Raw genomic sequence first — 24,466 nt, forward strand, 5'->3', positions numbered from 1 at the left:
GGGGACATGTCGCCCGGCCGGCTATTTCCTAAAGGTCGTCGAGTCGATGGGCGCCGTGCACCAGCCGGGTCAGGCGGGTCTGCTCCTGCGTGGCCAGGCCACCGAGCAGCCGCACCGTCTCCTCGGTCGGACACTCCCGGGCCAGATGGCTGAGCTCGCCGATGAGTTTCTCCTCCTGCCGGCACACCAGCTGCACTATGTCCTGGGTCTGGGCCGTGGCAGGCAGGCTCAGGCGCCGGATCCCGGGCAGCAGATCCTCGCTGAAGCCCCGCTCCAGCCAGGTCTCCTTCACCCCTTCGCCAAGTTCGCTCAAATAGTCATCCAGCTGGGTACCAGCCGCCTCCTCCCGCTGCTGCAGATAGGCCAGCAGCAGCCGGCTGCGCTCGCCATCCACCTGGGTCATGAGGCGCCCGTAACAGAGTCCAAGCTGGTGATGCACCTGCTCCAGATAGAGCAGCAAGTCTTTGATTTGTTGAAATCGCATCAGGTTGCCCTCCTGTATGTCGTGCCCATTCAGTATAAAAAAACAGGCAATTGCAAGCCAAGCCAAAGCACGGCCCTTGTTGTGCTGCATCAAGAGGCCGGCCAAGAAAGCAGCGAACGATACAAAATGGAATGATTTGTGCCAACCCGGGGGGAGTAAAAGATGAGCAGCTGAATCCGTCTCACGACTAATAAAGGAAGTGATAATGGTGTATTTGCCATTTGATATTCGGCAATCCTACTACACTGCCAAATACAATATTGATGTGAACCGGATCACCGTCGGCCTTAGTCAACAAGTGGCAATCCTTAGCACTTTTTTAGACGTCTAGATGTATAAACACGCGTTGACATGGCCATCCAGACATCTTAGCATCATCCTCCATGATGACAGAGCAACCCAGTGAAACCTCTGCCCAATTCACCCGCCTGTAGCGCCCTGTGCTTTAAGGCTGTTAGCACGGAAGAATCCATGATTAAGTTGATCGGTCTCAACAAAGTCTACGGTAAAGGCAGTGATGCCGTGCACGCCCTGCGTGATGTCAGCCTGCATGTGCCGCAAGGCAAAATTTTCGGGGTGATCGGTGCCTCCGGTGCCGGCAAGAGCACCCTCATCCGTTGTGTCAACCTGCTGGAGCGCCCGACGGATGGCCAGGTCATCGTCGACGGCCAGGATCTGGTCGCCCTGAGCGAGCGGGATCTGACCCAGGCTCGCCGCCAGATCGGGATGATCTTCCAGCACTTCAACCTGTTGGCCTCCCGTACCGTCTCCGCCAACATCGCCTTTCCGCTGGAGCTGGCGGGTTGGAGCAAGGACAAGATCCAGAATCGGGTCACCGAACTGCTGGCGCTGGTCGGGCTGGAAGCCCGCGCCCACGCCTATCCGTCCGAGCTATCCGGCGGTCAGAAGCAGCGGGTCGCCATCGCCCGGGCGCTGGCCCCGGCCCCCAAGGTGCTGCTGTGCGACGAGGCCACCTCGGCCCTCGACCCACAGACCACCCGCTCGATCCTGACTCTGCTCAAGGAGATCAACGTCAAGCTGGGGCTCACCATCCTGCTCATCACCCACGAGATGGACGTGGTGAAGGGGATCTGTGACGAAGTGGCCATCATCAGCGACGGCCGGCTGATCGAGCAGGGCGAAGTGGCCTGGTTCTTCAGCAATGCCAAGACCCAGCTGGCGCGGGATTTCATCCACTCCACCATCCATCTGGAAGTGCCCCAGGAGTATCAGGATCGGATGAGTAGCGACCGGGTACCTGCCAGCTATCCGCTGGTGAAACTCGGCTTTACCGGCAGCACGGTCGACACGCCGCTCATCTCGGAAGCGAGCCGCCGCTTCAACATCGACATCAGCATTCTGAGCGCCGACATCGAGTACGCCGGCGGCGTCAAGTTCGGCTTCCTGCTGGCGGAACTGTTCGGGGATGAGGCCCAGTGCGAGGCCACCCAACAGTTCTTCATCGACAACCATATTCAGCTGGAGGTAATGGGTTATGTCCGAAGCAATGATTAATCTGCTGTTCACAGCCCTGGGCGACACCCTCATCATGGTGTTTGCCTCCGCCCTGTTCGGCTGCCTGCTCGGTCTGCCGCTCGGCGTGGCGCTGCACGTGACCAAGGCCGGCCAGATCCTGGCCAACCCGCTGCTCAACCGTACCCTGGGCATGGTGGTCAACGTGGGTCGCTCGGTGCCCTTCATCATCCTGCTGGTCGCGATCATCCCGCTGACCCGGCTGATCGTCGGCACCAGCATCGGCACCATCGCCGCCATCGTGCCGCTGACCGTCGGTTGCATCCCCTTCATCGCCCGCCTGGTGGAAGGGGCCCTGATGGAGGTGCCGGACGGCCTGCTGGAAGCGGCCAAGGCCATGGGCGCCAAGCCATTGCAAATCATCACCAAGGTGCTGCTGCCCGAGGCCCTGCCCGGCATCCTCAACAGCGTCACCATCACCCTCGTCACGCTGGTGAACTACTCCGCCATGGCTGGTGCCATCGGGGGCGGTGGACTGGGCGATGTGGGTATTCGCTACGGCTATCAACGCTTTGACCCAACCGTCATGCTGGTCACCGTCGTGATCCTGGTAGTGCTGGTTCAACTCATCCAGAGCGCGGGTGAGCGCCTGGTCAACAAATGTGATCATCGTTAATCGTCGATTTCTGACAGGAGGTTTTATGAAATTTGGCATCAAATCCGTTGCGGCTGCCCTGCTGGCTACCCTGGTACTGGCCGGTTGCGGTCAAAAAGAAGAGAACAAGACCCTGAAGGTGGGCGCCATCGCCGGCCCCGAGACCGAACTGGTTGAAGTGGCCGCCAAAGTGGCCAAGGAGAAATACGGTCTGACCGTCGAGGTGGTCAACTTCTCCGACTACGTCACCCCGAACGTGGCCCTGAACGATGGCAGCGTTGACGTCAACGCCTTCCAGCACAAGCCCTATCTGGATGCCCAGATCCGTGATCGCGGCTTCAAGCTGGTGCCGGTCGGCAACACCTTCGTCTACCCGATCGCCGGTTACTCCAAGAAGATCAAGGCCCTCTCCGAGCTGAAAGATGGTGCCCAGATCGCGGTGCCGAACGATCCGACCAACCTGGGCCGCTCCCTGATCCTGCTGGAGAAGCAGGGTCTGCTGAAGCTCAAAGAGGGTGCCGGTCTGGAAGCAACCGTGCTGGACATCGCCAGCAACCCGCGCAACTTCAAGATTGTCGAGCTGGAAGCAGCCCAGCTGCCGCGCTCGCTGGAAGACGTGGACTTGGCCATCATCAACAACACCTTCGCCGGTCAGATTGGCCTGACTCCCACCGAGAACGGCCTGTTTGTCGAGGACAAGGAGTCCCCCTACGTCAACCTGATCGTCGCCCGCGACAACAACAAGGACGACGAGAAGGTCAAACAGTTCGTACAGGCCTTCCAGACCGACGACGTCTACAAGAAAGGGCTGGAGCTGTTCAAAGGCGGCCTGGTGAAAGGTTGGTAATCACTCACCCGGCAAAAAAGGCCACGCAATGCGTGGCCTTTTTTATTGCTGCCGCTATCATATCGGCGAGCACGGCAACACGAACATATTCATCACATGAAAAAATGGTATCTGGCCTACTGCAAGCCAAAAGAAGAGGCCCGCGCCCGCGCCCATCTCGAAGCCCAGGGGATCGAGTCCTACTATCCCATGGTGGAAATTGAAAAACTGCGGCGGGGCAAGCGAGTCCCGGTGCGGGAGCCCATGTTCCCCAACTACCTGTTCATCTACGTGGATCTGGAAGAGGTCACCCCGGTCACCCTGAAGTCCACCCGCGGCATCAGCCGGATCATCCACTTCGGGCGGGAGTGGACCGCCATCAACAGCCAGCTGGTCTATCAGCTGATGAGCCGGGACGACAGCGACGAGGCGCGCGCCAGCTACGCCAACCTGCCGACCCAGGGCGACAAGGTATTGATAGAATCCGGTCCGCTGGCCGGCTTCGAGGCCATCTATCTGGAGCCGGATGGCGACAAACGCGCGATCCTGCTGGTGAGCCTGCTCAATCAGGAGACCAGCAGCAGCTTCGACAACCAGTCCTTCCGTCGACTAGACTGACCCGCCAGGCCAGAGCAACCATCTCTTGCCAGCAAGGCTGAAAAGAAACGGGGCAGGCCAAGCGGCCTGCCCCGTTCTTATGGGCCTTGTCCGCCTCAGGCATCCAGTTCGAAGCGGCTGATCACCGCCGTCAAGCGGCCGGTATCCTGCGCCAGCCTGGCCACTATCTCCTCCCCCTGCTGGCTGCGCTGGCTCGACTGCCGGCTGAGCCCGGCGATCTCCTCCACCGTGCCCGCCACCTCCTGCGCCACCCGCGACTGCTGCTCGGTCGCGGTGGCGATCGCCCCTAGCTGACCCGACAAGTCCTGCACCAGCTGCAGCATGGCGTCCAGGGTCGCGGTCACCGAGTCGACGGCGCCGCGCCCCTCCTCCACCAGCCGGGTACCGCTGCCGACCGTGTTGACGGTCTGGCGGGTCTGTTGCTGGATGCTGGCAATGGTCTGGCTGATCTCCTCGGTGGACTGGCTGGTGCGGCTCGCCAGCAGGCGCACCTCGTCGGCCACCACCGCAAAACCGCGCCCCTGCTCGCCGGCCCGCGCCGCCTCGATGGCGGCGTTGAGCGCCAGCAGATTGGTCTGCTCGGCGATGGTGGCGATTACCTCGGTGACGCGTCCCACCTGCTCGCTCTGGCTGCTGAGCTGGCCCATCGCCTCGTTCGCCTGGGCAATCATGGCGGCAATCTGCTGCATGGTGGCCGTCATGCGGGTCAGCTCGTGGCCGCCCTGGCGGGTCTGCTGCTCGGCCTGCTGGGCGGCCCGCGCCGCTTCGGCGATATTGCCCGCCACATCCCGGGTGCTGACCGACATCTGCTCGATGGCCGCCGCCACCGTATCGACCCGCTGATTCTGGCTCGCCAGATCGGTGACGATGGCGCGGGTGGTGCTGCTCACCTCACCGCAGGCCCCGTCTACCTGCCCCACCGCCCCCTGGATCTCCCCCACCAGCTGGCGCAGCTGGCCGGACATCTGGTTGATGGAGCCCGTCAGCCCGCCCAGCTCATCCTGGCTCTGCACCGGCAGGGGACGGGCCGGCAACCGACCATTGGCCACCTGATCGGCTCGCAGCACCAGGCTGGCGATGTCCCGGGTCAGGCGGCGACTGAACAGCAGCGCCACCAGGGTACCCAGCACGATCACGGTCAGGGTGGCCAGCAGCAGGGTACGATTGATGGCCTGACCGGCACTGGTCATCTTCTGGCCCATGCTCTGTACCTCGGCACGGGTCTCGGTCACCTGGCCGGCCAGCTGGGTCGCCAGCTGGCCGAGGGCGGGTTCAATCTCGGTCGCCATCAGGTAATTGGCCTGATCCCAGTCCGGGGCCTGACGCTTCTCGATCACCTGGCCCACCAGCTCGGCAAAGGGGGCCGACATCTCCTCGAACAGCGACCAGATCCCTTTCTGCGCCTCGGTAAAGTTGGCCTCTTGCTGCTTCAGCTCGGCCACCCGCTGCTGGTGGAACTGGTAATAGTCCTGGTATTTGGTGCGATAGTCCGGATCCCCCGAGATGAGGAAGTCACGCAGGGCGGAGAGGGCATTGGAAAGGCCGTTGTAGGCATCCCCCACCTGCTTGAGCAGCAGGCGGCGATCGCCGGGCAGCTGATCCTGCGGGGTGGCCACCTCTTCGTTGGCAAAGGACTGCAGCTGATCGAGGGCCGATTCTGCCAACGGCCCCGCCTCCTGCAACATCAGGGTATGGGCGGGCAGATTCTCGTCGGTCTGGGCGATGTCCCACACCTTCTGCTGGCTGGTCCTGAAGGCCTTGAGCGAGCGGGCAAGCTCGGCGGTGAACTGCTGGTGTTCGATCACCTGCCAGGCCCCCTCCCACTCCTGCTTGAGGCGGTCGGCCTGCGCCGGATCCTTGCCCAGGATGAGATAGGCCCGCAGGGAGGAGATAGTCGCCACCAGCGCCTTCTGGCTGGCCTCATCCCGTTGCAGGGCGGGCAGGGCCTGCTCCATCAGAGCGCTGCCGGCCTGTCCGATGCGGCCGAGCTGGTGGTAGACCAGGCTGGAAGAGAGGATCACCAGCAGATTGATAAAACAGAAGCTGAGCAGCAACTTGCTTGAAATTTTCATGAACGTCCTTGTTTCTTTGCGGGCATCCTGCCCGACATTCACTCCCCGAGCAGCGCCGGTAGCCGTTCACGCCAGGAGTCGTGCCATCCCATCAACTCCTCGCGCGGCATGGGCCGGGCAGAGAAGAAGCCCTGGCACACGTCGCACCCCAGCCGCGCCAGCAGCCGCCAGGTGAGTTCATCCTCCACCCCTTCGGCGACGGACTTGAGCCCCAGTTTGCGGGCCAGCTCGATGCTTGACTCTATTATGGCCAAGCGAGAGGGGTCCTCAAAGCAGTGATCGACGAAAGAGCGATCCAGCTTGAGTTCGGTGAAGGGCAGCAGGGCCAGCTGCTGCATGGAGGAGTAGCCGGTACCGAAGTCGTCGATGGAGAGGCCAAAACCGTGCATGCGCAGGCGCGTCAGCACCTCCAGCGACTTGCCCAGATCCTGCACGAATGCGCTCTCGGTCACCTCCAGGGTGATGAGCTCGGGGTTGATGCTCCAGCGCTGGCACTGGTTGATCAGGGTGTTGCACAGATCCCCCTCGATCAGCGAGGTGGTGGAGAGGTTCATCGAGAGGTTGAGGGATAGCCCGGTCTGCTCCCACAGGTGGCCGTCCCGCAGCGACTTGCTGATGATCACCTCGGTCAGCCGATCGATGAGGCCGTTGTGCTCCGCCAGCGGAATGAAGCGAGCCGGCGAGATGAGGCCGTACTCCGGATGCTGCCAGCGGGCCAGCGCCTCCATGCCGACCCACTGGCCGGAGCCGAAGCTCACCTTGGGCTGATACCAGGGCAGCAGCTGATCCTGCTCCAGCGCCAGGCTCAGCTCATCCAGGGTCAGACGGTGGCCATCTTCCTCCTGGGCTCGCTCCTGCTGCGGGCGCCAGGCCCCGATCAGCTGGCTGATCTGCTGCTGGCTGGAGGGCTTCTCGATGCGTCCCAGCACCTGCAAGCCATAGGCGGCGCTCATGCGCAGCACGGCCTCGACCACGTCATCCTCCAGCGCGCTGGAGAGAATGATGCCGCCGCGAAAGCCGCCGAGGGAGAGGCGGCGCAACAGCGCCATGCCATCCATGCCCGGCATGCGCAGATCGCAAAACAGGATGTCGACCTGATGCCGCTGGCACATGGCCAACGCCTCCACCCCGTCTTGCGCCTCCAGCAGGGAAGCGTAACCGAGCCCGCGGATCTGGTGCATCAACGCCTTGCGCTGGAAGGCGTGATCTTCCACCACCATGATCACCAACTCATGCTGTGTCTTGTTCATCGAGCCATAATCCAATTTCACCTGTAATAGCCTTCATCAGCGCCAGCACCGTCTGGCTCAGTTCGCTGAGCTCGTCCAGCTGCTTGAGGCGGGCCGCCGCTTCGAGCCTGGCCGCCTCCTCCGCCAATGCCTGCTGCCCCACCATGCGGGCAGCCCCCTTGATCCGATGCGCCGTCTCCACCAGGGCATAGGTATCCTGCCTGGCCAGTGCCTGCATCATGTCATCTCCGTCCTGGCGATTGGAATCCAGGTATTCCCGCGCCATGCTGCGCGCCACCGCCTCATCGCCAAACAACGAGATCCAGCGCTCCCCCTGCTCGCTGGCAGGGGCAGGGGCCTGGCTGGGTTCCTGCGCCTGGCTGCTCACCGGCAGCCAGCGCATCAGCACCTGCCGCAGCGTATCCAGGGTATAGGGTTTGAACAACATGTCGTTCATGCCCGCCTCCTGCATCTGCAGGCCGGCCTCTTCGGAGGTGTCGGCCGTCACCCCGATGACAGGGGCCGATATCCCCTGCTCTCGCAGCGCCCGGGTCAGGCTGTAGCCATCCATCGCCGGCATGTGGCAGTCGGTCAGCAGCAGGGCGAATCCCTGCCCCTGCCAGGTGCGCAAGGCCTTGTCGCCGTCATCCACCACCTCTGCATCCACGCCGAGGATCGCCAGCTGGCGGGCCAGCAGGGCGCGGTTGATGGGGTGATCGTCGGCCACCAGCACCCGCCCCTGCAGCTTGGGCGCATTGGCTTCCACCGGGCTGATCGCCGCCTCCCCCAGCAACTGATGACAGGTCTCCAGCAGCAGGTCGGGATAGAGCGGTGATTGCCCCAGCCGCCACCAGGCACTCGATCCCATACGACCGCGCAGGGCCTCCTGCGGGGAGAGCACTATGCCCTTGAGGGTCGACTGCTGCAAATGGCCCAGCCAGTCGCTGCCGAGCGTCTGCTCGAGCCAGCTCTCCTCCGCCAGCAACAGGCCGTTGAGGGGCTGCTGCCACTGTTGTGGATCCAGACGATGCAGCCTGGCCCCCAGCCGCTGCATGGCGCTCTGCAAGGCAACATCTTCGCCAAACAGCCACCACTCCTGGCCGGCCAGCGGCGGGGCATCCCACTGACATTCGCTCAGCGGGAACTCGAAGGTGAGCCGGGTGCCGTGCCCCGATTTGCTCTCGAGCGTCAGCGTGCCCCCCATCTTCTGGGCCAGCTGATGGCAGATGGCCAGCCCCAGCCCGGTGCCGCCGAAGCGTCGGGTTATGTCGGACTCCACCTGTTGGAACGGGGTGAACAGGCGATCCTGCTTCTCTTCGGCAATGCCGATGCCGGTGTCGCTGACCGTGATGGCCAGTCGCTCGGCCTGCAGGCCCACCTGGATGCGGATCTCGCCCCGCTCGGTGAACTTGACCGCATTGTTGAGCAGGTTGGAGAGCACCTGCCCCACCCGCACCGCATCGATGCGGGCCTGATCCGGCACCTCGGTGCCCCAGTCCAGCGTCACTTTGAGCCCCTTGCCATGGGCCAGGGTGGCATGGCCGCGGATCACGTCACAGATGACGGAGGCAAGCCGGCACTCCTGATAATGGAGCTGCAGCTGGCCCGCCTCTATCTTGGAGAAGTCGAGCACATCGTTGACCAGATAGAGCAGGTTGTTGGTGGAGGTGACCACGTTGCGCAGCAGGTAACGCTGATCCTCGTTCAGCTCGCTCATCTGCAGCAGCTCCAGCATGCCATGCATGCCGGAGATGGGGGTTCTGAGCTCGTGGCTCATGGTGGCGAGGAAGCGGCTGCGCACCTGCATCGCCTGCTCGGCATAGGCCCGCGCCTCCCTCAGCTCGTGCTCCTGGCGCTTGAGGGCCGTGATGTCCTGGATCACCCCGTTGAGGATCAGGTGCCCCTCCTCCTGCGGCACAAAGCTGCCGCGCACCTGCAGGTAGCGCGCCCCCTCAGGCCGCTCCACCTTGACCTCGAGATCGAGAGGGGCCAGGGTCTGAGCATGGTTGGCCACCTTGCTGACGAAGTCCTGCAACGCCTCCTCGGTAAAGCCGAACACCTCCCCTCCCGACTCGGCCGACAGCATCTCCTGCCGGCTGGCCCCCAGGATCTCGCTCGCCCCCTGCGAGGCATAGAGGAAGCGCCCCTTTCCGGGTCCGATCCAGAGGTACTGATAGACGATGCCTGGCATGCTGTCGGTGATCTGGGTGAGGCGGGTCTCCGCCTTGCGGGCCCGCGCCTCGGCCTCCTTGATGCGGGTCACGTCAGTCAGCACGGTCAAGACACCGAGCATGTCTCCATCCGGGGAGGTGTAGGGGCGCTTGGTATAGATGACGTGGAACATGGCGCCATCCTGGCGGCGGCTGTTGCCCGCCCCCTCCAGTTGTGCGCCGCTCTGCCACACCTCCTGCTCTTCTTTCAGTACCCGCGCCCGCTCTCTGGCCGGCATGCGGTCCAGATCGTCGCCCCCCTCCTTCATCGGGTCGCCGATGAAGGCATCCCGATAGGCCTGGTTGCACAGGGTGATGCGCTGCTCGCGATCCCGCAGCACCACCATGTTGGGCAGGGAGTTGAGCAGGGTCTGCACAAACGTCAGCTGCTCGTTCAATTTGTGCTCGGCCAGCTGGCGCTGCACTATCTGGCGACGCAGGGTCCGGTTCCAGCCCATGAACAGCAGCACGCAGAGCAGGAAGGCCCCCAGCCCCAAGGCGGACCAGAGCGCCACCGTGGTCGGATTGATGCCGGTCTGGATGGTCAGAGTCAGCCACTTGTGCTCCAGCTTGGTCATCTCTTCCGGCCGGATGGAGAGCAGCACCTTGGTCAGGATCTGCTGCAACATGGGATCCTGTTGATGCACCGCCATGGCGACCGGCACCCTCAGCTCGTTGCCGGAAAACACCACCTGGTAGCGGTTGTTGAACCCTTTCTGCAGTGCCTGCTCCAGGGTGGTCATGCTCATCAGCACATAGTCGACCTGGTGCTCGTCCAGCAGGGGCAGCAGCTTGGTATCGCTGCTCGTCGCCACAGGGTTGGCGCCCACCTCCTTGAGCACCAGCTCCTCCACCGAGCCGCCGACGATCCCCACCCTGCGTCCCTTGAGCTCGTTGAGACTGGCCAGCTCTTCACTCCCCTGCCTGGCGGCAATCACCCGGTGGATGAAGGCGTAGTCGGGGGTAAACAGGGCGTACTGGCGCCGCTCGGCAGTCGGGGTGATGGCCGGAATGAAATCCAGCTTGCGCGCCTGCAGCAGGCTCTGGGTCTCGGCCCAGCTGCTGGTGGGTACTAGGCTGAAGTGCAGGCCGGATCGCAGGCTCACCAGCTTGAGCAGGTCGGCGATGAAGCCCTTGAGCTGGCCATTGCCATCGATCTCGCTCACCGCCGGCCAGTCCGGAGCCACCCCGAAGCGCAGGGTCGGGTGGCGGGCCAGCCAGTCCAGTTCGCTCTGGTTGAACACTATCTGGCGAGGGCCGTTGGCCAGCTCGTAGTCGACGATACCGCCTGTCTCCAGAATGCGGCGACGCTCATCCAGCGACATGTCGTTGAGGGCCAGCTCCAGCAGATCGCGCAGCCCCTGATTGTCCAGCCTCACCGCCATGGCCAGCGAGGTATCCGTTACCCACTCCGGGGTGATCACCTTGAGCCCGGTCTGCGGCTGCAGGCGCTGCAGCCGCATCAGCGAGGGCAGATCGGAGAGATAGGCATCCGCCAGCCCCTTCTTGACCATGAAGACGGCTTCGTCGCTGCTGTCCGCCTCGGTCAGCTGGGTCATCCCGAGCTGGGTCAGCTCCTCGCAGGAGCTGAAGCCGTGCTCGCACACCCAGCGCAACTGGCGTGCCGCGGCCAGGGTCGGCTCCCCCTCTTCCCGCGTCAGCAGGACGGCGCGCGGCAGGGTCATCAGATCCGAGGTAAAGCGCATCTTCTCCTGACGCGACTGGCTGGGCGTCACGCCGATCAGCATGTCCACCTCCCCATCGAGCAGCGCCTGCTGGGCATCGGCATAGTAGGGATAGGTCTTGTAGCGCACGGTCAGCCCCAGCCGGCCGGCAATCTGGTTGGCAAAGTCGTCGAGCGGGCCGTTGAAGCCGCCCCGGCCATTGGTATAGATGTAGGGGGGCCAGGCCATCGAGGGCATGCCCACCACCAGGTCATTGCGCGAGGCGAGCCACAGCCGTTCAGTCAGTCCCAGCTGATCCTTGTCCAGAGAGGTTTCTGCCGCAGCCACATGGCTCCAGCAAGCAAACCAGCACAACAGAATGGCGCGATAACAGAGGCGCAGCATGGATAACTCCTGAACAGATCGGAGAGCGATCATAGGGATTTTGGCAAAATGTGCGAATAAAAATTCGTAACAGAACTCGTGCGGATACGAAAAATGGCAGGCTAATGCCTGCCATTTTTATGCAAGAAGGGGGCCAGGCCCCACCTTATCAGGTTATTCGGTTCCCAAGCCGGAAGCCGGTTTGATACTCCTGCTCACGGATGTGGGCGATCTGCACATTTTGCCCTTCCAGACCTATGTCTTTGAGCAGGGCGGGCGACAGGTGCAGATAACGGGTGCGGCGTTCCAGCCGGGTGATCCGTTTCTGGACCAGGGTTTCGACGGTGCGCAGCAGGGTCAGTTCGATAGACATAATATTCTCCAGTTGAACGTGCGGTTCCCCCGGAGAGAAGAGATCACCCTGCGGGACAACCGCGGGTGATAAAAAAGCAGGTGTTACCTGTTTCCTCCACGCGGCAGAAAAAGAGCACGAGTCTTCGCGCTGCTGATGCAGCGATCGAACGCAACGTTTAGCATTGAATGTTGCATATCCGTCTCCTTACCGTGTGAAAGTTGAACAAGTTGCCACAGTCTAAAAAAAGACCGAATTTTATACAAGAACCTCACCCCCCATATGGGGAGGTGAGTCATCTATCAATACTCATCCGGAACAGAGAGCCTGACGCCGTCCCGCTCAGATCCCGGACAGCAGCCGGAACTCCTCCAACGCATAGGTGTCCGTCATGCCGCTCACGTAGTCCAGCAGCAGCCGCACCCGGTAATACCACTCCTGCTCCGCCTCTTCGGCAAAACGGGGATCCCGGCTGGCCACCGCCAGTCGATAGGCCTTGAGATGGCGGGCCGACAGGCGATGGTAAAGCCGGCGGGCAAAGAACAGCTCGCTGCCCCCCAGCCCCGCCAGCAGGCGTTCGAACTGGGCGACCGGCAGGGCCAGCAGGCAGGCGTAGGTGGAGAGCACGCCGCGCAAGGCGGCATAACCCTCCAGCTCCAGCGCCTCCACCTCGGGGCGCATGAACACCAGCTCGCGCGCTACCCGCTTGAGGATATCGAGCACCCGCGCCGCTGGCGCCTGGCCGTGCAGCAGGGCCTGAGGATAGGCGCCGCTCAGGATCTGGGCATGCTCGCTCACATAGGTGCTGGCGGCCAGCGCCACCAGATCCCGGGTCAGCTGTTGGCGGAAATGGGGAAAGAAGCCGCGATCCGAGTCGACGGCCGCACTCAGCAACGCCGCCATGTAGTCACCGCCATCCGCCTCCCGCAGTGCCTGCAGCAGCTCGCCGAGGCCGAGGATGCGCCGATCCACCGCATCTTCCAGATCCGCGATGCAGTAAGAGATGTCGTCCGCCGCCTCCATGATGTAGACCAGCGGGTGACGACAGCCGGCGGCCAGCCCCAGGCTCTGGCCGAGGGCGCTGTAGAGGGGTTGTTCGCTGAAGAAGATGCCGCGCTTGCTGCTCCAGCCATGATGCTGGCCATAGTAGGGGGTTGCCTGCCGGCCCGCCGGCGGTTGCTGCGGATATTTGCACAGTGCCGCCAGCTGCCCCAGGGTCAGATTCAACTCGTGCAGGCTGTGTACCAACCGCAGGCTCTGGGCATTGCCGTCAAACACCAGCAGATCCTGGCGAAGCTCGGCCCACTGCGGGCTGGGCGCCTTGCCCAGCGCAGCGGCAAACAGGCCGTCCAGCTCCTGCGCCAGCCACTGGCTCATCACCTGCTCGCCAAAGTGGCCGAACGGCGGGTTGCCCACGTCGTGCAGCAGGCAGGACATCTCCACCAGATTGACGAAGGCCCCCTCACACACAGCGCCTGCCGGCAGGGCCGCCAGAACGCGGCGGCTGATCTGGCGACCGGTCTCCTGTACTTCCAGGGAGTGGGTCAGTCGGCTGCGCACCGAGGCCTTCACGTCGAGCGGGAAGACCTGGGTCTTCTGCTGCAGCCGGCGCACCGGCGCCGCCTGCACGATACGGGCGCGATCCTGCTCGGTCGCCTCCAGCAATTCTTCGTCACCCCAGGGGTGGATCCGCTCGGGGGTAATCAAACGGCTATACATGTTCCAGCTCCTTGCCAGCGCAGCGCGTTTATGAGAGCAACCAGCGCCGCAGGCGGGCGATATCGCCCGGGTACTCCCGGCGCAGCGTCTCAATCCAGTCTTCCACGTTCTCCCACCAGGCCGGATGATCCGGGCTCTGGATCAGCTGGGCCGTCTGCTGCAGCCGGCGCAGGCCGATGGAGCCCGCCGCCCCCTTGATCTTGTGCGCCTCCTCCACCACACCGGCCTGATCCCGGGCAATCATGTTGGAGTCGAGCACCGCCATGTAGTCGGGCATCATCTTCTCGAACAGATCGACGCTGGAGAGCAGCACCGGCTTGCCCACGGTATCGGCATAATCGGTGAGGAAGGGCAGGTCCAGCAGCGCATCCTGGCTAACGGTGTCGGCCTGCTCATCCGCCTCGTCCCCGGCCAGATCGGCAAACAGGTGACCAATCACCTCCCGCACCGCCTTCGAGCCGAGCGGCTTGTTGATCACATCCTGCATGCCATGATCCCGGTAGTACTGGCGATCGCCGGTGGCGTTGGCGGTGAGTGCCACCATGGGCGGCAAACTTTCGCCGTAGCGGGCGAGCAGCTGTTCCGCCACATCAAACCCCGTCATGTCCGGCAGCTGGATGTCGAGCAGGATCAAGTCAAAATCATCCGGGTTGGCCATGGCCAGCGCCTGGGCGCCATCGCGCGCTACCTTGACCTGGTGGCCAAGCTTGCTCAGCAGGGCGCAGGCCACGGTCACGTTGAGCTCGACGTCCTCCACCAGCAGGATGTCGAGGGACGGCATCTCGGGCTCAGGGGCGGCAACCTCTCCTTCGATACACTCCACCTCCAGCTCGGCGGTGAAGCAGGACCCCTCGCCCGGATCGCTGTCCACGTAGAGCTGGCCACCCATCGCCTGCACCAGCTGGCGGGAAACCGCGAGGCCGATGCCGGTACCGGTGGCGTGCTTCTTGCCCTGTACCTGATAGTACATGGCGAAGATCTTCTCCTGCTGGGCTCGCGGAATACCGATGCCGGTATCCTCCACCTCGAAGTGCAGCGCCAGCTTGCCCGGCGCGTCGGCGGCATGGGCGAGGCAGCGAACCGTCACCCCGCCTTCGTCGGTGAACTTCACCGCATTGCCCACCAGGTTCCACAGCACCTGGCGCAGCCGGGTGCCGTCCGCCATCACGAACTGCGGCACCTCGCCATCCCGATCGAAGTGCAGATAGAGCCCCTTCTGCTCCGCCTGGATGCGCGACAGCGTCTCCAGCTCGTCGAGGAAGGCGGGCAGATCGATGCGGGTCGGCGCAATCTCCAACCGACGCCGATCCAGTTTGTCCAGATCGATGATGTCGTTGAAGATGTTGCCAAGCGTCACCGCGCTCAGGTGAATGGTCTTGAGCTGCTGATGCCGTTTGGGATCGAGCGGCGTATCCATCAGCATCCGGCTCAGGCCGACGATGCCGTTGAGCGGAGTGCGCAACTCGTGGCTGATGGTGGAGATGAAGGTGGTCTTGTCGCGGCTCGCCTTCTCCAGCTTGTCCTGGTACTGCTTGCGCTCGGTGATGTCGCGGCCAAAGCCAAGCAGGCCGAGCCGCTTGCCGAAGCGGTCGAAGAAGGGCACCTTGCGCAGCTCGAAGTAGGCCTTGCGGCCATCTGGGTACTCCAGCCACTGCTCATAGGTGAGCGGCTCATTGCTGGCGAAGACCTGCTTGTCGGTCTCCACCACCTTGCTGGCAATGTCGTGCTTGTAGACGTCGAACGGAGTCAGCCCGATGAGCTCCGCCTCTACCTTGCCGGTCAGCTCCTCCATGGCGCGGTTGCAGCCGGAGAACTGCTCGTCTTCGTTGCGGTAGTAGACCAGATCGGGGGAGCAGTCGATGAAGGAGCGCAGCAGGGCGGTGCGCTCGCCCAGGTGCAGCTGGGCCTTCTCGCGCTGGAATACCTCGTTCTCCAGATCCTCGATGGCCTGCTGACGCAGGGTCTCGGCCCGGTTGGTCTCGGCGATCTGGGCGTTGAGGCGGCTGATGTTCTCCTGCAGCTGGCTATTGAGCTCGAGATCCCGCTCGCGCATGTCCTGCAGCTTGCGCACCATGCGGGTCAGCCGCTGGCGGGAATCCTCCAGCTGATCCACCACGATGGAGAGAAAATAGACGGCCCAGGGGGTGACCAGCAGGCCGAAGAAGACCGAGCGCACCAGGTCGACGATATCCACGGTGCCGCGCAGAAACAGGGTGACCCCCATCTGGATGGAGACGGCCAGCACTATGATGCCGGTGGCCAGGAACATGCTGAATCGCACCAGCCCCAGCTTGGTCATCAGGTCGACGTAATATTGCGCCCAGGATTTTATTTGTTTCATCTTATTGTTTTCTCCCCGATATTCGCCGAACAGAATACCAGCACGACGCGCCGAACTCTTCTGCCGTCGCACGATAAATTATCGATTAACCTCCTCCGCCCGCTGGGGTAGCATGCCGGAGTCAATTCGGTCAGCCCGGATTAAGCCTGGCTGGCTATAATGCCAGGCCGTTCAATTCAACCAACTGATAATTCAGGAGTCTCATCGATGCGCAATCTCACCCTGCTGAGTCTTGGCCTGCTGGCAGCCAATGCCGCCCACGCCGACCTGGGCGAGATCCCCAAGCAGTCAGGCTGGTCCGGCTTTCTGCTGGGCGGGGTCAACGCCGTCAGCTACCAGTCCAACTTCTACGCGGGCGATGACAACCACAGCCGTATCAATGATCTCGGCTCGCCCGACAGCGAGAGCGGCCTGACGCCGCTGCTCAACGCCGACATCCGCTATACCTTCGCCGATACCCGCACCCAGATCTTCCTCGGCAACCTGATCCAGGATGCGGTGCGTTTCGACTTCACCCAGCAGCTCGGCCTGCGCCAGGAGATGGGCGACAAGGGTATCGTCGCCACCTCGCTGGTGTTCAACGTCATGCCGGTGGAGCTGTGGAGCGATCCCTTCGCCACCGGCGTGGACCGAAGCTCGACCGACCTGAAGTCCAAGGGGGCTCGCTTCGCCTGGGACAAGATCTGGGGCAGCAACTTCTACGGCAACCTGACCACCCGGGAGGTGGACATGGACGAGGAGCGCAGTGGCCAGCAGTATGATCAGAGCCACGGCACCCACTACGCCGGCATGCTGGATCGCAACGGCAAGGTGCACGACATGGAGCTCTCCTACCAGTTCCATTTCGGCGGCAACCAGCTGCTGGAGCCGGCCATCCTCTACAAGGAGGCTCGCCTGGACGGCAGCGCCGAGAGCTTCAAGAACACCGGCCTGAAGCTGACCTACGCCAAGCGCGGCCCCCAGTGGTCCTTCGTCAGCAACCTCTACACCGGCAAGCGCAAGTACGACGAGGCGAACCCCATCTTCGGCCAACATGCCGACGCGGACGAATTCGCCGTCAACGGTACCTTCTTCTGGCACAACCTGTTCGGCGTCAAGGCCCTGGCCGCCACCTTCACCGCGGCCTACTCCAATGCCGACTCGGACATCGACTTCTACGACAGCCAGTCCACCCGTTTCAGCACGGGTCTTCTTTACAACTTCTAACGGCGAGCAGCACCAACAAACGAGGCCACCCCATGGGTGGCCTCGTGCATTGGCAGAGAGCGGGAAAATCAGATCCCGAGGGAGTCCAGCAGATCGTCGTGGTCGTTGGCCACCGGGGCGGCGGCCAGTGCCGGCTGGGCAGCCTCGCGCTTGGTCTGGGCGATCAGGGCATCCGGATCCAGCTCCTCCTGATCCATGCCATCGTTGTGGATGCGGATGAACTCGGTTTTGTCCATCGCCAGCTCCAGATAGAAGATGTTGTTGCGGGCGGTGAAGAAAGTGACCCGGCGCGACTCCGGGCTGTCGAGGTTGGTATCGACGCTCAGCATCACCTGCTTGTTGAGGGCCAGCATCTTGGGCTGGTTCTGGGTGATGTGGGTCTGCAGATCCCGGCCCACCTTGACGGTGAAGCTGCCGACGATCTGGTTCATCAGCTCGCCCATGACGTTGCTCACCTCGTCCGAGGTGTGGGAGATGGCGAGATCTTCCTTGGAGAGCCCCATGCTGAGCATGTAGCTCTCGTACAGCTCCATGGCGGCGGAGGCGGAGAAGTTGATCACCACCAGGCCGGAGAAGCCGCCGTCAAACAGCACGAAGCAGCCGATATCCGGCTTGAGGCAGGTCTTGCTGATCCGCTGCACCATGCCGGAGAAACGCACCTGACTCTGGGTTGCCGCACTCAATACATCCGTCACCGAATGGCACAGGCTCAACAGCACGTCCTCTGTGGTCAATACGGTATCATCGTCGGCTCTTGTCACTATCATGGGACCTTCCTGAACATCGAAAATGGGCTTATCTATACCATAACTCTAACAGATAGCGCGGCCCGGGCGTCGAAATAGCGAGCCGCCTCTCACTTGATTCAACTGTCAGTTTCAAGGGGAGTGAATCCGGCCAGATTGGCCAGCTTGAGTCGCCAGCCGGCGGCTTCCCGCTGCAGGGTCGATTCATCATAGGGCAAGGAGGGATGAGCCCCCCAGATGGGGCCAGGCCAGGCCTTGTCGGTACTGAAACGGGCCACGTGGTGCAGATGCAGCTGGGGCACCAGGTTGCCGAGCGCCGCCACGTTGATCTTGTCCGGGCGCAGCGCCTGCTCCATCAGGTTCGCCACCGCGCAGGACTCCTGCATCAGCTGCTGTTGCTGGGCCGGCGCCAGGTGGTGGATTTCCCGTAGATTGGCCACTCTCGGCACCAAGATGAGCCAGGGATACTGGCTGTCCTTGGCCAGCAGGACGCGGCAGAGAGGCAGATCGCCGAGCAGGCGGGTATCCGCCTGCAGGCGACTGTGCAATTCAAACATGAAGACCTCGTTGCAATAAGATGGGCGCTAGACACGATGAGAGCCCCCACGTTACTGCAACGGACGGCAAACTTAAAGCCGCGGCACGGCCCAGCTGACAAAGCGCTTGCGCAGGGCCGGATCCGCCTTGAGGAAGAGTTGCTGCAACTGCCCCTCCAGCTCGCTGGCCGCTACCGGCGCAATCTCGCTGGCGACCACGGCCGCAGGAAGTGCAGAAACAGAAGCCGCCGTCAGCGCCGCCTTGCCACCGCGCTGGTTGTATTCGGCCAGCTTGGCGCGCCAGTCCATGCCGATCAGCATGCCGCTGGTCACCAGCGCATCCTGCTCGCTCGCCATCACCTTGCCGTCGGCCTGCAGCCCCATGACGGGAGACTTGGCATACTGCGCCATGCCCCGCTCATCACTCGGCAAGTTGGCGACCAGCTGTAATTGTTGCTGGCTGGCCTGATAGCGCAGCACCTGAGGCGCGGAGCGCAGCTGGCGGTCATTCTCGCTGCTGCTGCGACTCGGGATCACCCCTTCATAACGCACCAGCAGCTGCTGCTCGCCATCCGGCAGGGTGGCGTGCTGCTCGTCGTGCAGGGTGCCAGCGCTCACCGCCAGGATCTGGAAATCCGCCGGCACCGTCACCTCAACCGCAGCATGCGCCGAGCCTGTGCCCAGCATCATGTTCATGCCCAGTGCGGCGCACAGCAGCGACACACCATTTCGATATCGACAACCCTTCATCTTCGTTCATCTTCCTGATCGCGTTGATGGGCGCAGGCTAGCAGCCGAAGATGACAGAAAAATAACGGCAGTTCAGAGCAGGTAGTGGGGCCGCTCGGCAAACCACTGGGCCAGCACCTGTTTGAACAGCCGGATCTTGCGCGGCACTCGCCGCTGCTGGGCATGCAGGATATGAAGCGGGTGCAGGCCGCTGTGCCACCCATCGAGCACGGTCACCAGCTCCCCCGCCGCCAGTAGGGCATCCACCGCAACCAGCGGACACTTGGCATAGCCCAACCCCGCCCGGGCCAGCTGCAGCGCCGTGCTGTAGTGATTGGCCCGCACCTTGCCTTGCACCAGGATATGCGCCTCCTCCCCCTCCCGGCTGAAGTGCCACTGCTCCCAGGCCGGGTTGCTCCCCATGAGCAGGCAGGCACGCCCGCTGAGCTCATAAGGGGTGGCCGGCTTGCCCTCCCGTGCCACCAGTGTAGGGCTCGCCACCACCACATCCCTGAGCCGGCCCAGCGGCATGGCCACCAGGTTGTCGGGCACCTCGCTCATGGCGCGCAAGGCGATATCATGCTCACCCTGACTCATGTCGACCATCTGATTGGTGAAGTTGAGCTCGACCGCAACCCCGGGGCAAAGCTCGGCGAAGCGAGCCAGCAGCTCACTCACCATGCGATCGCCGGCGCTGATCGGGCAGGTGAAGCGCAGCCGGCCGCCATCCTCTTCGGTCAGGGCCTGGATATCCTGCTCCGCCTGACGGGCCAGCGCGAAGATCTCCCCCGCCTGCTGGTAGAGGGTCGAGCCCGCCTCGGTCAGGCTGAGCCGGCGGGTGGTGCGTTGCAGCAACTGGGCATTGAGAGAGGACTCCAGCGCACTGACATGACGGCTCAGCATCCCCTTGCTCACCCCCAGCGCATCGGCGGCGGCGGAGAAACTGCCCCTTTGTACCACTTCGTAGAAACTGGCCAGATGGGCGATATCCATCATTAGCTCCAATTTGGAAACAATGGGTTTATTTTACGCGCTTTTTCTCCCTTTTCATCGCGCTAGAATCAACACATCCCAACCAGGAGTGAAACAGATGAAGATTGTGATTGTGGGTGCCTCCGGCACCGTCGGCTCCGCCGTCAGCGACTTGCTTGCCAAGGATCACCAGGTGATCCGGGTCGGCCACAGCCAGGGGGATGCCAGGGTCGACATGCGCGATCCCGCCTCCATCAAGGGGCTGTTTGCCAAGCTGGGGCAGTTCGATGCGCTGGTAGTGGCCAGCGGCAGCGCCGCGTTCAACGCCCTGACCGAGATGACCGATGAAGAGTGGCAGCTGGGTATCCAGAGCAAGCTGATGGGCCAGATCAACCTGACCCGCGCCGCCATCCCCCACCTCAACGACAAGGGCTCCATCACCCTGATCAGCGGTATCCTGAGCGAGGAGCCCATCAACTGGGGCGCCAGCGTCACCACCATCAACGGCGCCGTCGAGCACTTCGTCAAGGCGGCCGCCTGCGAACTGCCGCGGGGCCTGCGCATCAACGTGGTGAGCCCGACCGTGCTGGAGGAGTCGATGGATAAATACGCCAGCTTCTTCCCGGGCTTCGTCCCCGTGCCCGCCGCCAGGGTGGCGCAGGCCTACCAGAAATCGGTACTGGGCGTACAGACCGGCCAGGTGTTCAGGGTCAACGGCTGATCACCGCCCTTCTGCCGCCCAGTCGGCACGGCAACAAAAACGGGCCCCTTGATGGGGCCCGTTCCGTGACCGCTGCCGTACCGGCAGGTGGCAAACGTTTGTTTTTACGACAGTAAAAAAGGCGGTACGCCTCAGTCGATCAGCCCGTACTGCTCGCGCAGCACCTCGATGATCTCCTGCTTCGGATTGGCGCTGCGAACCAGCGGCTGACCGATGATCTTCTCTGCGATCCCCACGTAGGTGTTGGAGATGTCCATCATCACCTCGGTCGGCAACTTGTTGTCGCGGGCCAGGGCGAAGCGCTCGGGCATGCGGTGCTTGTTCAGCAGGATGTCCGGATCCGGGAAGTGATTGAGCAGCCACTGGCGGAAGCCCTCTTTGGACTTCTCGACGATCTGGCCGTCGCGCAGGGCGGCGCCGTCCCAGATGCGGGAGCTGTCCGGGGTGCCCACTTCATCCATGTAGATCAGCTTTTCGTTGCCGGCGGCATCCTGGACGTAGCCAAACTCGAACTTGGTGTCGACGAAGACCTGATCCAGCTCGGCCAGCGCGTCACTGATGACGTTGAAGCCCTCTTTGAGCAGCACTTCGTAGCGATCGATGTCAGCCGGCTTGCTGAAGTTGAAGCCCTGGTAATGGCGCTCGATGTCGGCACGGGAGACGTTGACGTCATCGGCTTCCGGCACGCCGTCCAGCCCTTTCAGCACGCCCTTGGTGGAGGGGGTGATGAGGATCTCCGGCAGCTTCTGATCCTTTTTCAGTCCTTCCGGCAGGGTGATGCCGCAGAACTCGCGCTCGCCATCCTTGTAGGCACGCCACATGGAGCCGGTGATGTACTGGCGGGCGATCGCCTCGATCATCACGGGACGGGCTTTTTGCACGATCCAGACGAAGGGATGGGGGATGTCCAGGATATGGCTGTCGGCCAGCCCCTTCTCCTTGAACAGCTTGAACCAGTGGCTGGAGATGGCGTTGAGCGCAGCCCCTTTGCCCGGCACACCGTTGAGCCCGTCCACACCCTGCCAGATGCAGTCGAAGGCCGAGATCCGGTCGCTGATCACCATGATGGCGAGCGGCGCATCCGCCGGCACGTCGTAACCCTTCTCGCGGATGAGGCGGGCACTGTCTGCGGCGGTCAGCCAGTAGACGCTGCGCACTTTACCGGAATGGACGGGTTTATCGGTACGGATCGGCAAATCATCGTTCACCGCCAATACTTGGTCTGCAAGACTCATGGCTAATAACACTTCCTGTTTGTGGGGGGTTAACATAACAAAACAGGGGCACAAGGCCCCTGTTTCTATTCTGTTTTTGCAGCTTGGTCAGCCAGGCCCTTGGCGAACGCCTCGGACAGGCTGATGTACATCTGGGAGATGACACCGGACGACACGGGCTTCTTGTCCTTGTCGAACAGGGTGATGGAGGTCTTGCCCCCCGCCATCTCGCCAAGCTGGAAGCGATACTTGTCTTCGTCCAGCTTGAACGGCTCGCTGCCCTTGGCCTTCCAGAACTCGCTGCCCGGCTCGTCGTACTCCACGTCGATCCAGCCCAGCGACTGCTGGGTATCCTTGATGGTGAAGCCGTAGGCCGGCAGCACCTGATTGAGACGACGCCACACCTGGTCAAACGAGCCATCGACGATCCAGGCGCTCAGCTCGTTGTTGTCCAGACCCAGCTCTAGCCCCATGCCATCGTTGGCCTTGTGCTGCTCGCGGGACTTGAGCTGCTTGTCGTAGTAGAGCGAGAACTGGTTGAGGGCCCGGGTCGCGTAGCGCTGGGCATCCGCCGGGGTCAGCTCCTTGCTGGTCTCGCCATCGATGGTCTCCTCGTGATCCAGCACCCGGACCGACATGTTGACGGCGTGGCGCTGGGGATCGTTGCGCAGGGTGAACTGGTAGCGCTGGCGAATGACGAAGTCGTCGTCCTCTTCGCTCCAGCCGTCGAGCGCCTTGGTATTGTCAAACCAGCCGGTCTGCAACACGCCGGCCTGCTGGTCCAGCTTCTCGGTGGTGACCTTGTACTGGGCGAGGAAGTTCATCAGGAAGGCCCAGGTATCGCGCTCCACGCTCTGGGAGGTGCTGAGAGCGTAGAAGGCCATGGTAGGTTCACCGGCATTGGTTACCACCTGGCTGCCCGGTACCACGGTCAGCAGCTGGGCGGGCGGACGCACATCCACCTTGGCCCCCAGAGCGCCGTCACGGCTGCTCTCTGGCAGGGGCGGAATGTCGAAACTGCTGTTAAAGGCGGGGGTACTCAACCCGGCCGGCACCAGGAAAGCACGGCCTTCAAGGCGGGCATCCTCGTACTCGAAACCACGGTTGGCCATCTTGCGTTCCTGGGGTGAGCTACAGGCTGCCAGCACGGCAACGGTCGCCACGCTCAGCACCAGGCGCACTGCATTTCCCTTTCCATTTGCTTTAAACACTCGCCATCAACTCCGCAGTCGTCAGTGCTCGCGCCATCGCCCGTTCGCCCTCGGCAGTGAGGTCGGTGAGCGGCAGACGCAAGGTGGCCGTCGCAATCAATCCCAGCTGGGCGCAGGCCCATTTCACCGGGATGGGGCTCGGTTCGCAGAACAGAGTCTGATGCAACGGCATCAATCGATTGTTGATGTCATGCGCCCGCCCGGCATCGCCGGCCAGCGCAGCACGACACATGTCGGCCATCTGGGCCGCTGCAATATTGGTGGTGACCGAAATGACACCGTCACCGCCTTGCAGCATAAAATCACATCCACTGGCATCATCGCCACTATAAAGTGCGAATTGCGCACCACACAGCTCACGCAGCAGCGGTGTACGGCTCAGATCCCCGGTGGCCTCTTTCAGGCCTATGATGCCGGGCACCCTGGCCAGTCTGGCTACCGTTTCCGGTTTGAGATCGCAACCGGTACGACCGGGCACATTATAAAGAATTTGGGGCAGACCACTAGCCTCGGCGATCGCACAATAGTGACGATAGAGACCTTCCTGGGTGGGTTTGTTGTAATAAGGTGTGACCGAGAGACCCGCCACCACGCCGGTTTCGGCGAAGCGCTTGGCCAGGGCGACGGCATGGGCGGTATTGTTGGAGCCGCAGCCGGCGATGACCGGGATGCGTCCGGCGGCCAGTGCCACGGTTTTCTCCACGACGGCAATGTGCTCCTGCTCGCTCAGGGTCACCGACTCCCCCGTGGTCCCCACCGCGACGATGGCGCTGGTTCCGGCGCTGACATGATACTCGACCAGATTGGCAAGACTGGCCCAATCGACTTCACCTGAAGCCAGCATGGGGGTAACGAGGGCAACAATACTACCGCGCAACATGGATATTTCTCCCGATTTTCAGGGGCGTTATGGTAAAGCTGCCCCCTTGGAAAAACAAGGGAGGCCACGGCCAAGCCGTGTTACCATCCGGCACAAACAGCCGTGCGCAAGCGCCGGAAACTGGCGCCGGAACCGGGCCGCCACCACCCGGCAGGACGCTTGCCACAACGAGATTCTCAGCAGGGTCGCCACGCGGCCGCGCGGGCCAGATCCCTTCGGTCGAC

20 protein-coding genes are annotated in these 24,466 nt (G+C 62.8%); 6 read left to right on the plus strand and 14 right to left on the minus strand.

From position 1 onward, the window contains the following. Window positions 1–28 precede the first annotated feature (28 nt). The gene (locus tag G5134_RS10530) at window positions 29–484 is read right to left on the minus strand and encodes a hypothetical protein (protein ID WP_026139000.1); all 456 of its coding nucleotides are present in this window, start codon (window positions 482–484) and stop codon (window positions 29–31) included. A gap of 471 nt (window positions 485–955) precedes the next feature. Between G5134_RS10530 and metN the strand changes: the two genes are divergently transcribed. From metN to rfaH, 4 genes are all read left to right on the plus strand, one after another. After that, window positions 956–1,999 (plus strand): methionine ABC transporter ATP-binding protein MetN, encoded by a 1,044-nt coding sequence (metN, locus tag G5134_RS10535; protein WP_005304262.1) that lies wholly within the window; start codon window positions 956–958, stop codon window positions 1,997–1,999. Then, the gene (locus tag G5134_RS10540) at window positions 1,980–2,633 is read left to right on the plus strand and encodes a methionine ABC transporter permease (protein WP_011704854.1); all 654 of its coding nucleotides are present in this window, start codon (window positions 1,980–1,982) and stop codon (window positions 2,631–2,633) included. The genes metN and G5134_RS10540 overlap by 20 nt, the downstream gene beginning before the upstream one ends. Before the next feature lie 25 nt (window positions 2,634–2,658). Then, window positions 2,659–3,459 (plus strand): methionine ABC transporter substrate-binding lipoprotein MetQ, encoded by an 801-nt coding sequence (gene metQ / locus G5134_RS10545; RefSeq protein WP_005304269.1) that lies wholly within the window; start codon window positions 2,659–2,661, stop codon window positions 3,457–3,459. Window positions 3,460–3,555: 96 nt separating this feature from the next. Then, window positions 3,556–4,056: a transcription/translation regulatory transformer protein RfaH gene (gene rfaH / locus G5134_RS10550; RefSeq protein WP_019840631.1), complete on the plus strand. Its 501-nt coding sequence runs from the start codon at window positions 3,556–3,558 to the stop codon at window positions 4,054–4,056. Window positions 4,057–4,151: 95 nt separating this feature from the next. Here rfaH and G5134_RS10555 read toward each other — a convergent pair whose 3' ends face one another. From G5134_RS10555 to arcB, 6 genes are all read right to left on the minus strand, one after another. Further along, on the minus strand, window positions 4,152–6,128 hold the full coding sequence (locus G5134_RS10555; RefSeq protein ID WP_065018652.1) for a HAMP domain-containing methyl-accepting chemotaxis protein: 1,977 nt from the start codon (window positions 6,126–6,128) through the stop codon (window positions 4,152–4,154). Between the two features lie 38 nt (window positions 6,129–6,166). Next, window positions 6,167–7,378, minus strand: a complete 1,212-nt coding sequence (locus G5134_RS10560; RefSeq protein WP_017763841.1) for an EAL domain-containing response regulator — start codon at window positions 7,376–7,378, stop codon at window positions 6,167–6,169. Further along, the gene (locus G5134_RS10565) at window positions 7,359–11,636 is read right to left on the minus strand and encodes a transporter substrate-binding domain-containing protein (protein WP_065018651.1); all 4,278 of its coding nucleotides are present in this window, start codon (window positions 11,634–11,636) and stop codon (window positions 7,359–7,361) included. Before G5134_RS10565 ends, G5134_RS10560 begins: the two co-directional genes overlap by 20 nt. 148 nt (window positions 11,637–11,784) lie before the next feature. After that, window positions 11,785–11,988: a hypothetical protein gene (locus tag G5134_RS10570; protein WP_005304283.1), complete on the minus strand. Its 204-nt coding sequence runs from the start codon at window positions 11,986–11,988 to the stop codon at window positions 11,785–11,787. Window positions 11,989–12,309: 321 nt separating this feature from the next. Beyond that, the gene (gene dgt, locus G5134_RS10575) at window positions 12,310–13,686 is read right to left on the minus strand and encodes a dGTPase (protein ID WP_065018650.1); all 1,377 of its coding nucleotides are present in this window, start codon (window positions 13,684–13,686) and stop codon (window positions 12,310–12,312) included. A gap of 28 nt (window positions 13,687–13,714) precedes the next feature. After that, window positions 13,715–16,027: an aerobic respiration two-component sensor histidine kinase ArcB gene (gene arcB, locus G5134_RS10580; protein ID WP_065018649.1), complete on the minus strand. Its 2,313-nt coding sequence runs from the start codon at window positions 16,025–16,027 to the stop codon at window positions 13,715–13,717. Between the two features lie 207 nt (window positions 16,028–16,234). Between arcB and G5134_RS10585 the strand changes: the two genes are divergently transcribed. Next, entirely contained in the window at window positions 16,235–17,233 is a 999-nt protein-coding gene (locus G5134_RS10585; RefSeq protein ID WP_010634959.1) for a DUF2860 family protein, read from the plus strand. Between the two features lie 68 nt (window positions 17,234–17,301). On the opposite strand, the gene G5134_RS10590 is transcribed toward G5134_RS10585, so the two are convergent. The 4 genes from G5134_RS10590 to G5134_RS10605 form a co-directional block, all read right to left on the minus strand. Continuing rightward, a complete protein-coding gene (locus G5134_RS10590; RefSeq protein ID WP_065018648.1) occupies window positions 17,302–18,000 on the minus strand; it encodes a DUF3334 family protein in 699 nt (232 codons plus the stop codon). Between the two features lie 98 nt (window positions 18,001–18,098). Then, window positions 18,099–18,536, minus strand: coding sequence for an HIT domain-containing protein (locus G5134_RS10595; protein WP_043171986.1), 438 nt, complete (start codon window positions 18,534–18,536; stop codon window positions 18,099–18,101). Window positions 18,537–18,608: 72 nt separating this feature from the next. Then, window positions 18,609–19,265 (minus strand): DUF2057 domain-containing protein, encoded by a 657-nt coding sequence (locus G5134_RS10600; RefSeq protein WP_043171985.1) that lies wholly within the window; start codon window positions 19,263–19,265, stop codon window positions 18,609–18,611. A gap of 72 nt (window positions 19,266–19,337) precedes the next feature. Continuing rightward, a complete protein-coding gene (locus G5134_RS10605; protein ID WP_043171984.1) occupies window positions 19,338–20,237 on the minus strand; it encodes a LysR family transcriptional regulator in 900 nt (299 codons plus the stop codon). Between the two features lie 97 nt (window positions 20,238–20,334). Here G5134_RS10605 and G5134_RS10610 point away from each other — a divergent pair, with 97 nt between their 5' ends. Beyond that, window positions 20,335–20,937 (plus strand): short chain dehydrogenase, encoded by a 603-nt coding sequence (locus G5134_RS10610; RefSeq protein WP_043171983.1) that lies wholly within the window; start codon window positions 20,335–20,337, stop codon window positions 20,935–20,937. A 131-nt stretch (window positions 20,938–21,068) separates the two neighbouring features. Here the strand turns inward: G5134_RS10610 and G5134_RS10615 are convergent, their stop codons facing one another. The 3 genes from G5134_RS10615 to dapA all read right to left on the minus strand — a co-directional run bounded on the left by G5134_RS10615 (window position 21,069) and on the right by dapA (window position 24,242). After that, a complete protein-coding gene (locus tag G5134_RS10615; RefSeq protein ID WP_010634965.1) occupies window positions 21,069–22,172 on the minus strand; it encodes a phosphoribosylaminoimidazolesuccinocarboxamide synthase in 1,104 nt (367 codons plus the stop codon). A gap of 65 nt (window positions 22,173–22,237) precedes the next feature. Next, window positions 22,238–23,362: an outer membrane protein assembly factor BamC gene (bamC, locus tag G5134_RS10620; RefSeq protein ID WP_017779109.1), complete on the minus strand. Its 1,125-nt coding sequence runs from the start codon at window positions 23,360–23,362 to the stop codon at window positions 22,238–22,240. Beyond that, the gene (gene dapA / locus G5134_RS10625) at window positions 23,355–24,242 is read right to left on the minus strand and encodes a 4-hydroxy-tetrahydrodipicolinate synthase (protein WP_005304320.1); all 888 of its coding nucleotides are present in this window, start codon (window positions 24,240–24,242) and stop codon (window positions 23,355–23,357) included. Before dapA ends, bamC begins: the two co-directional genes overlap by 8 nt. Window positions 24,243–24,466: the final 224 nt, after the last annotated feature.

Origin of the sequence: Aeromonas sp. 600276 (assembly GCF_049175815.1) — a bacterium.
GTDB lineage: Bacteria > Pseudomonadota > Gammaproteobacteria > Enterobacterales > Aeromonadaceae > Aeromonas > Aeromonas dhakensis.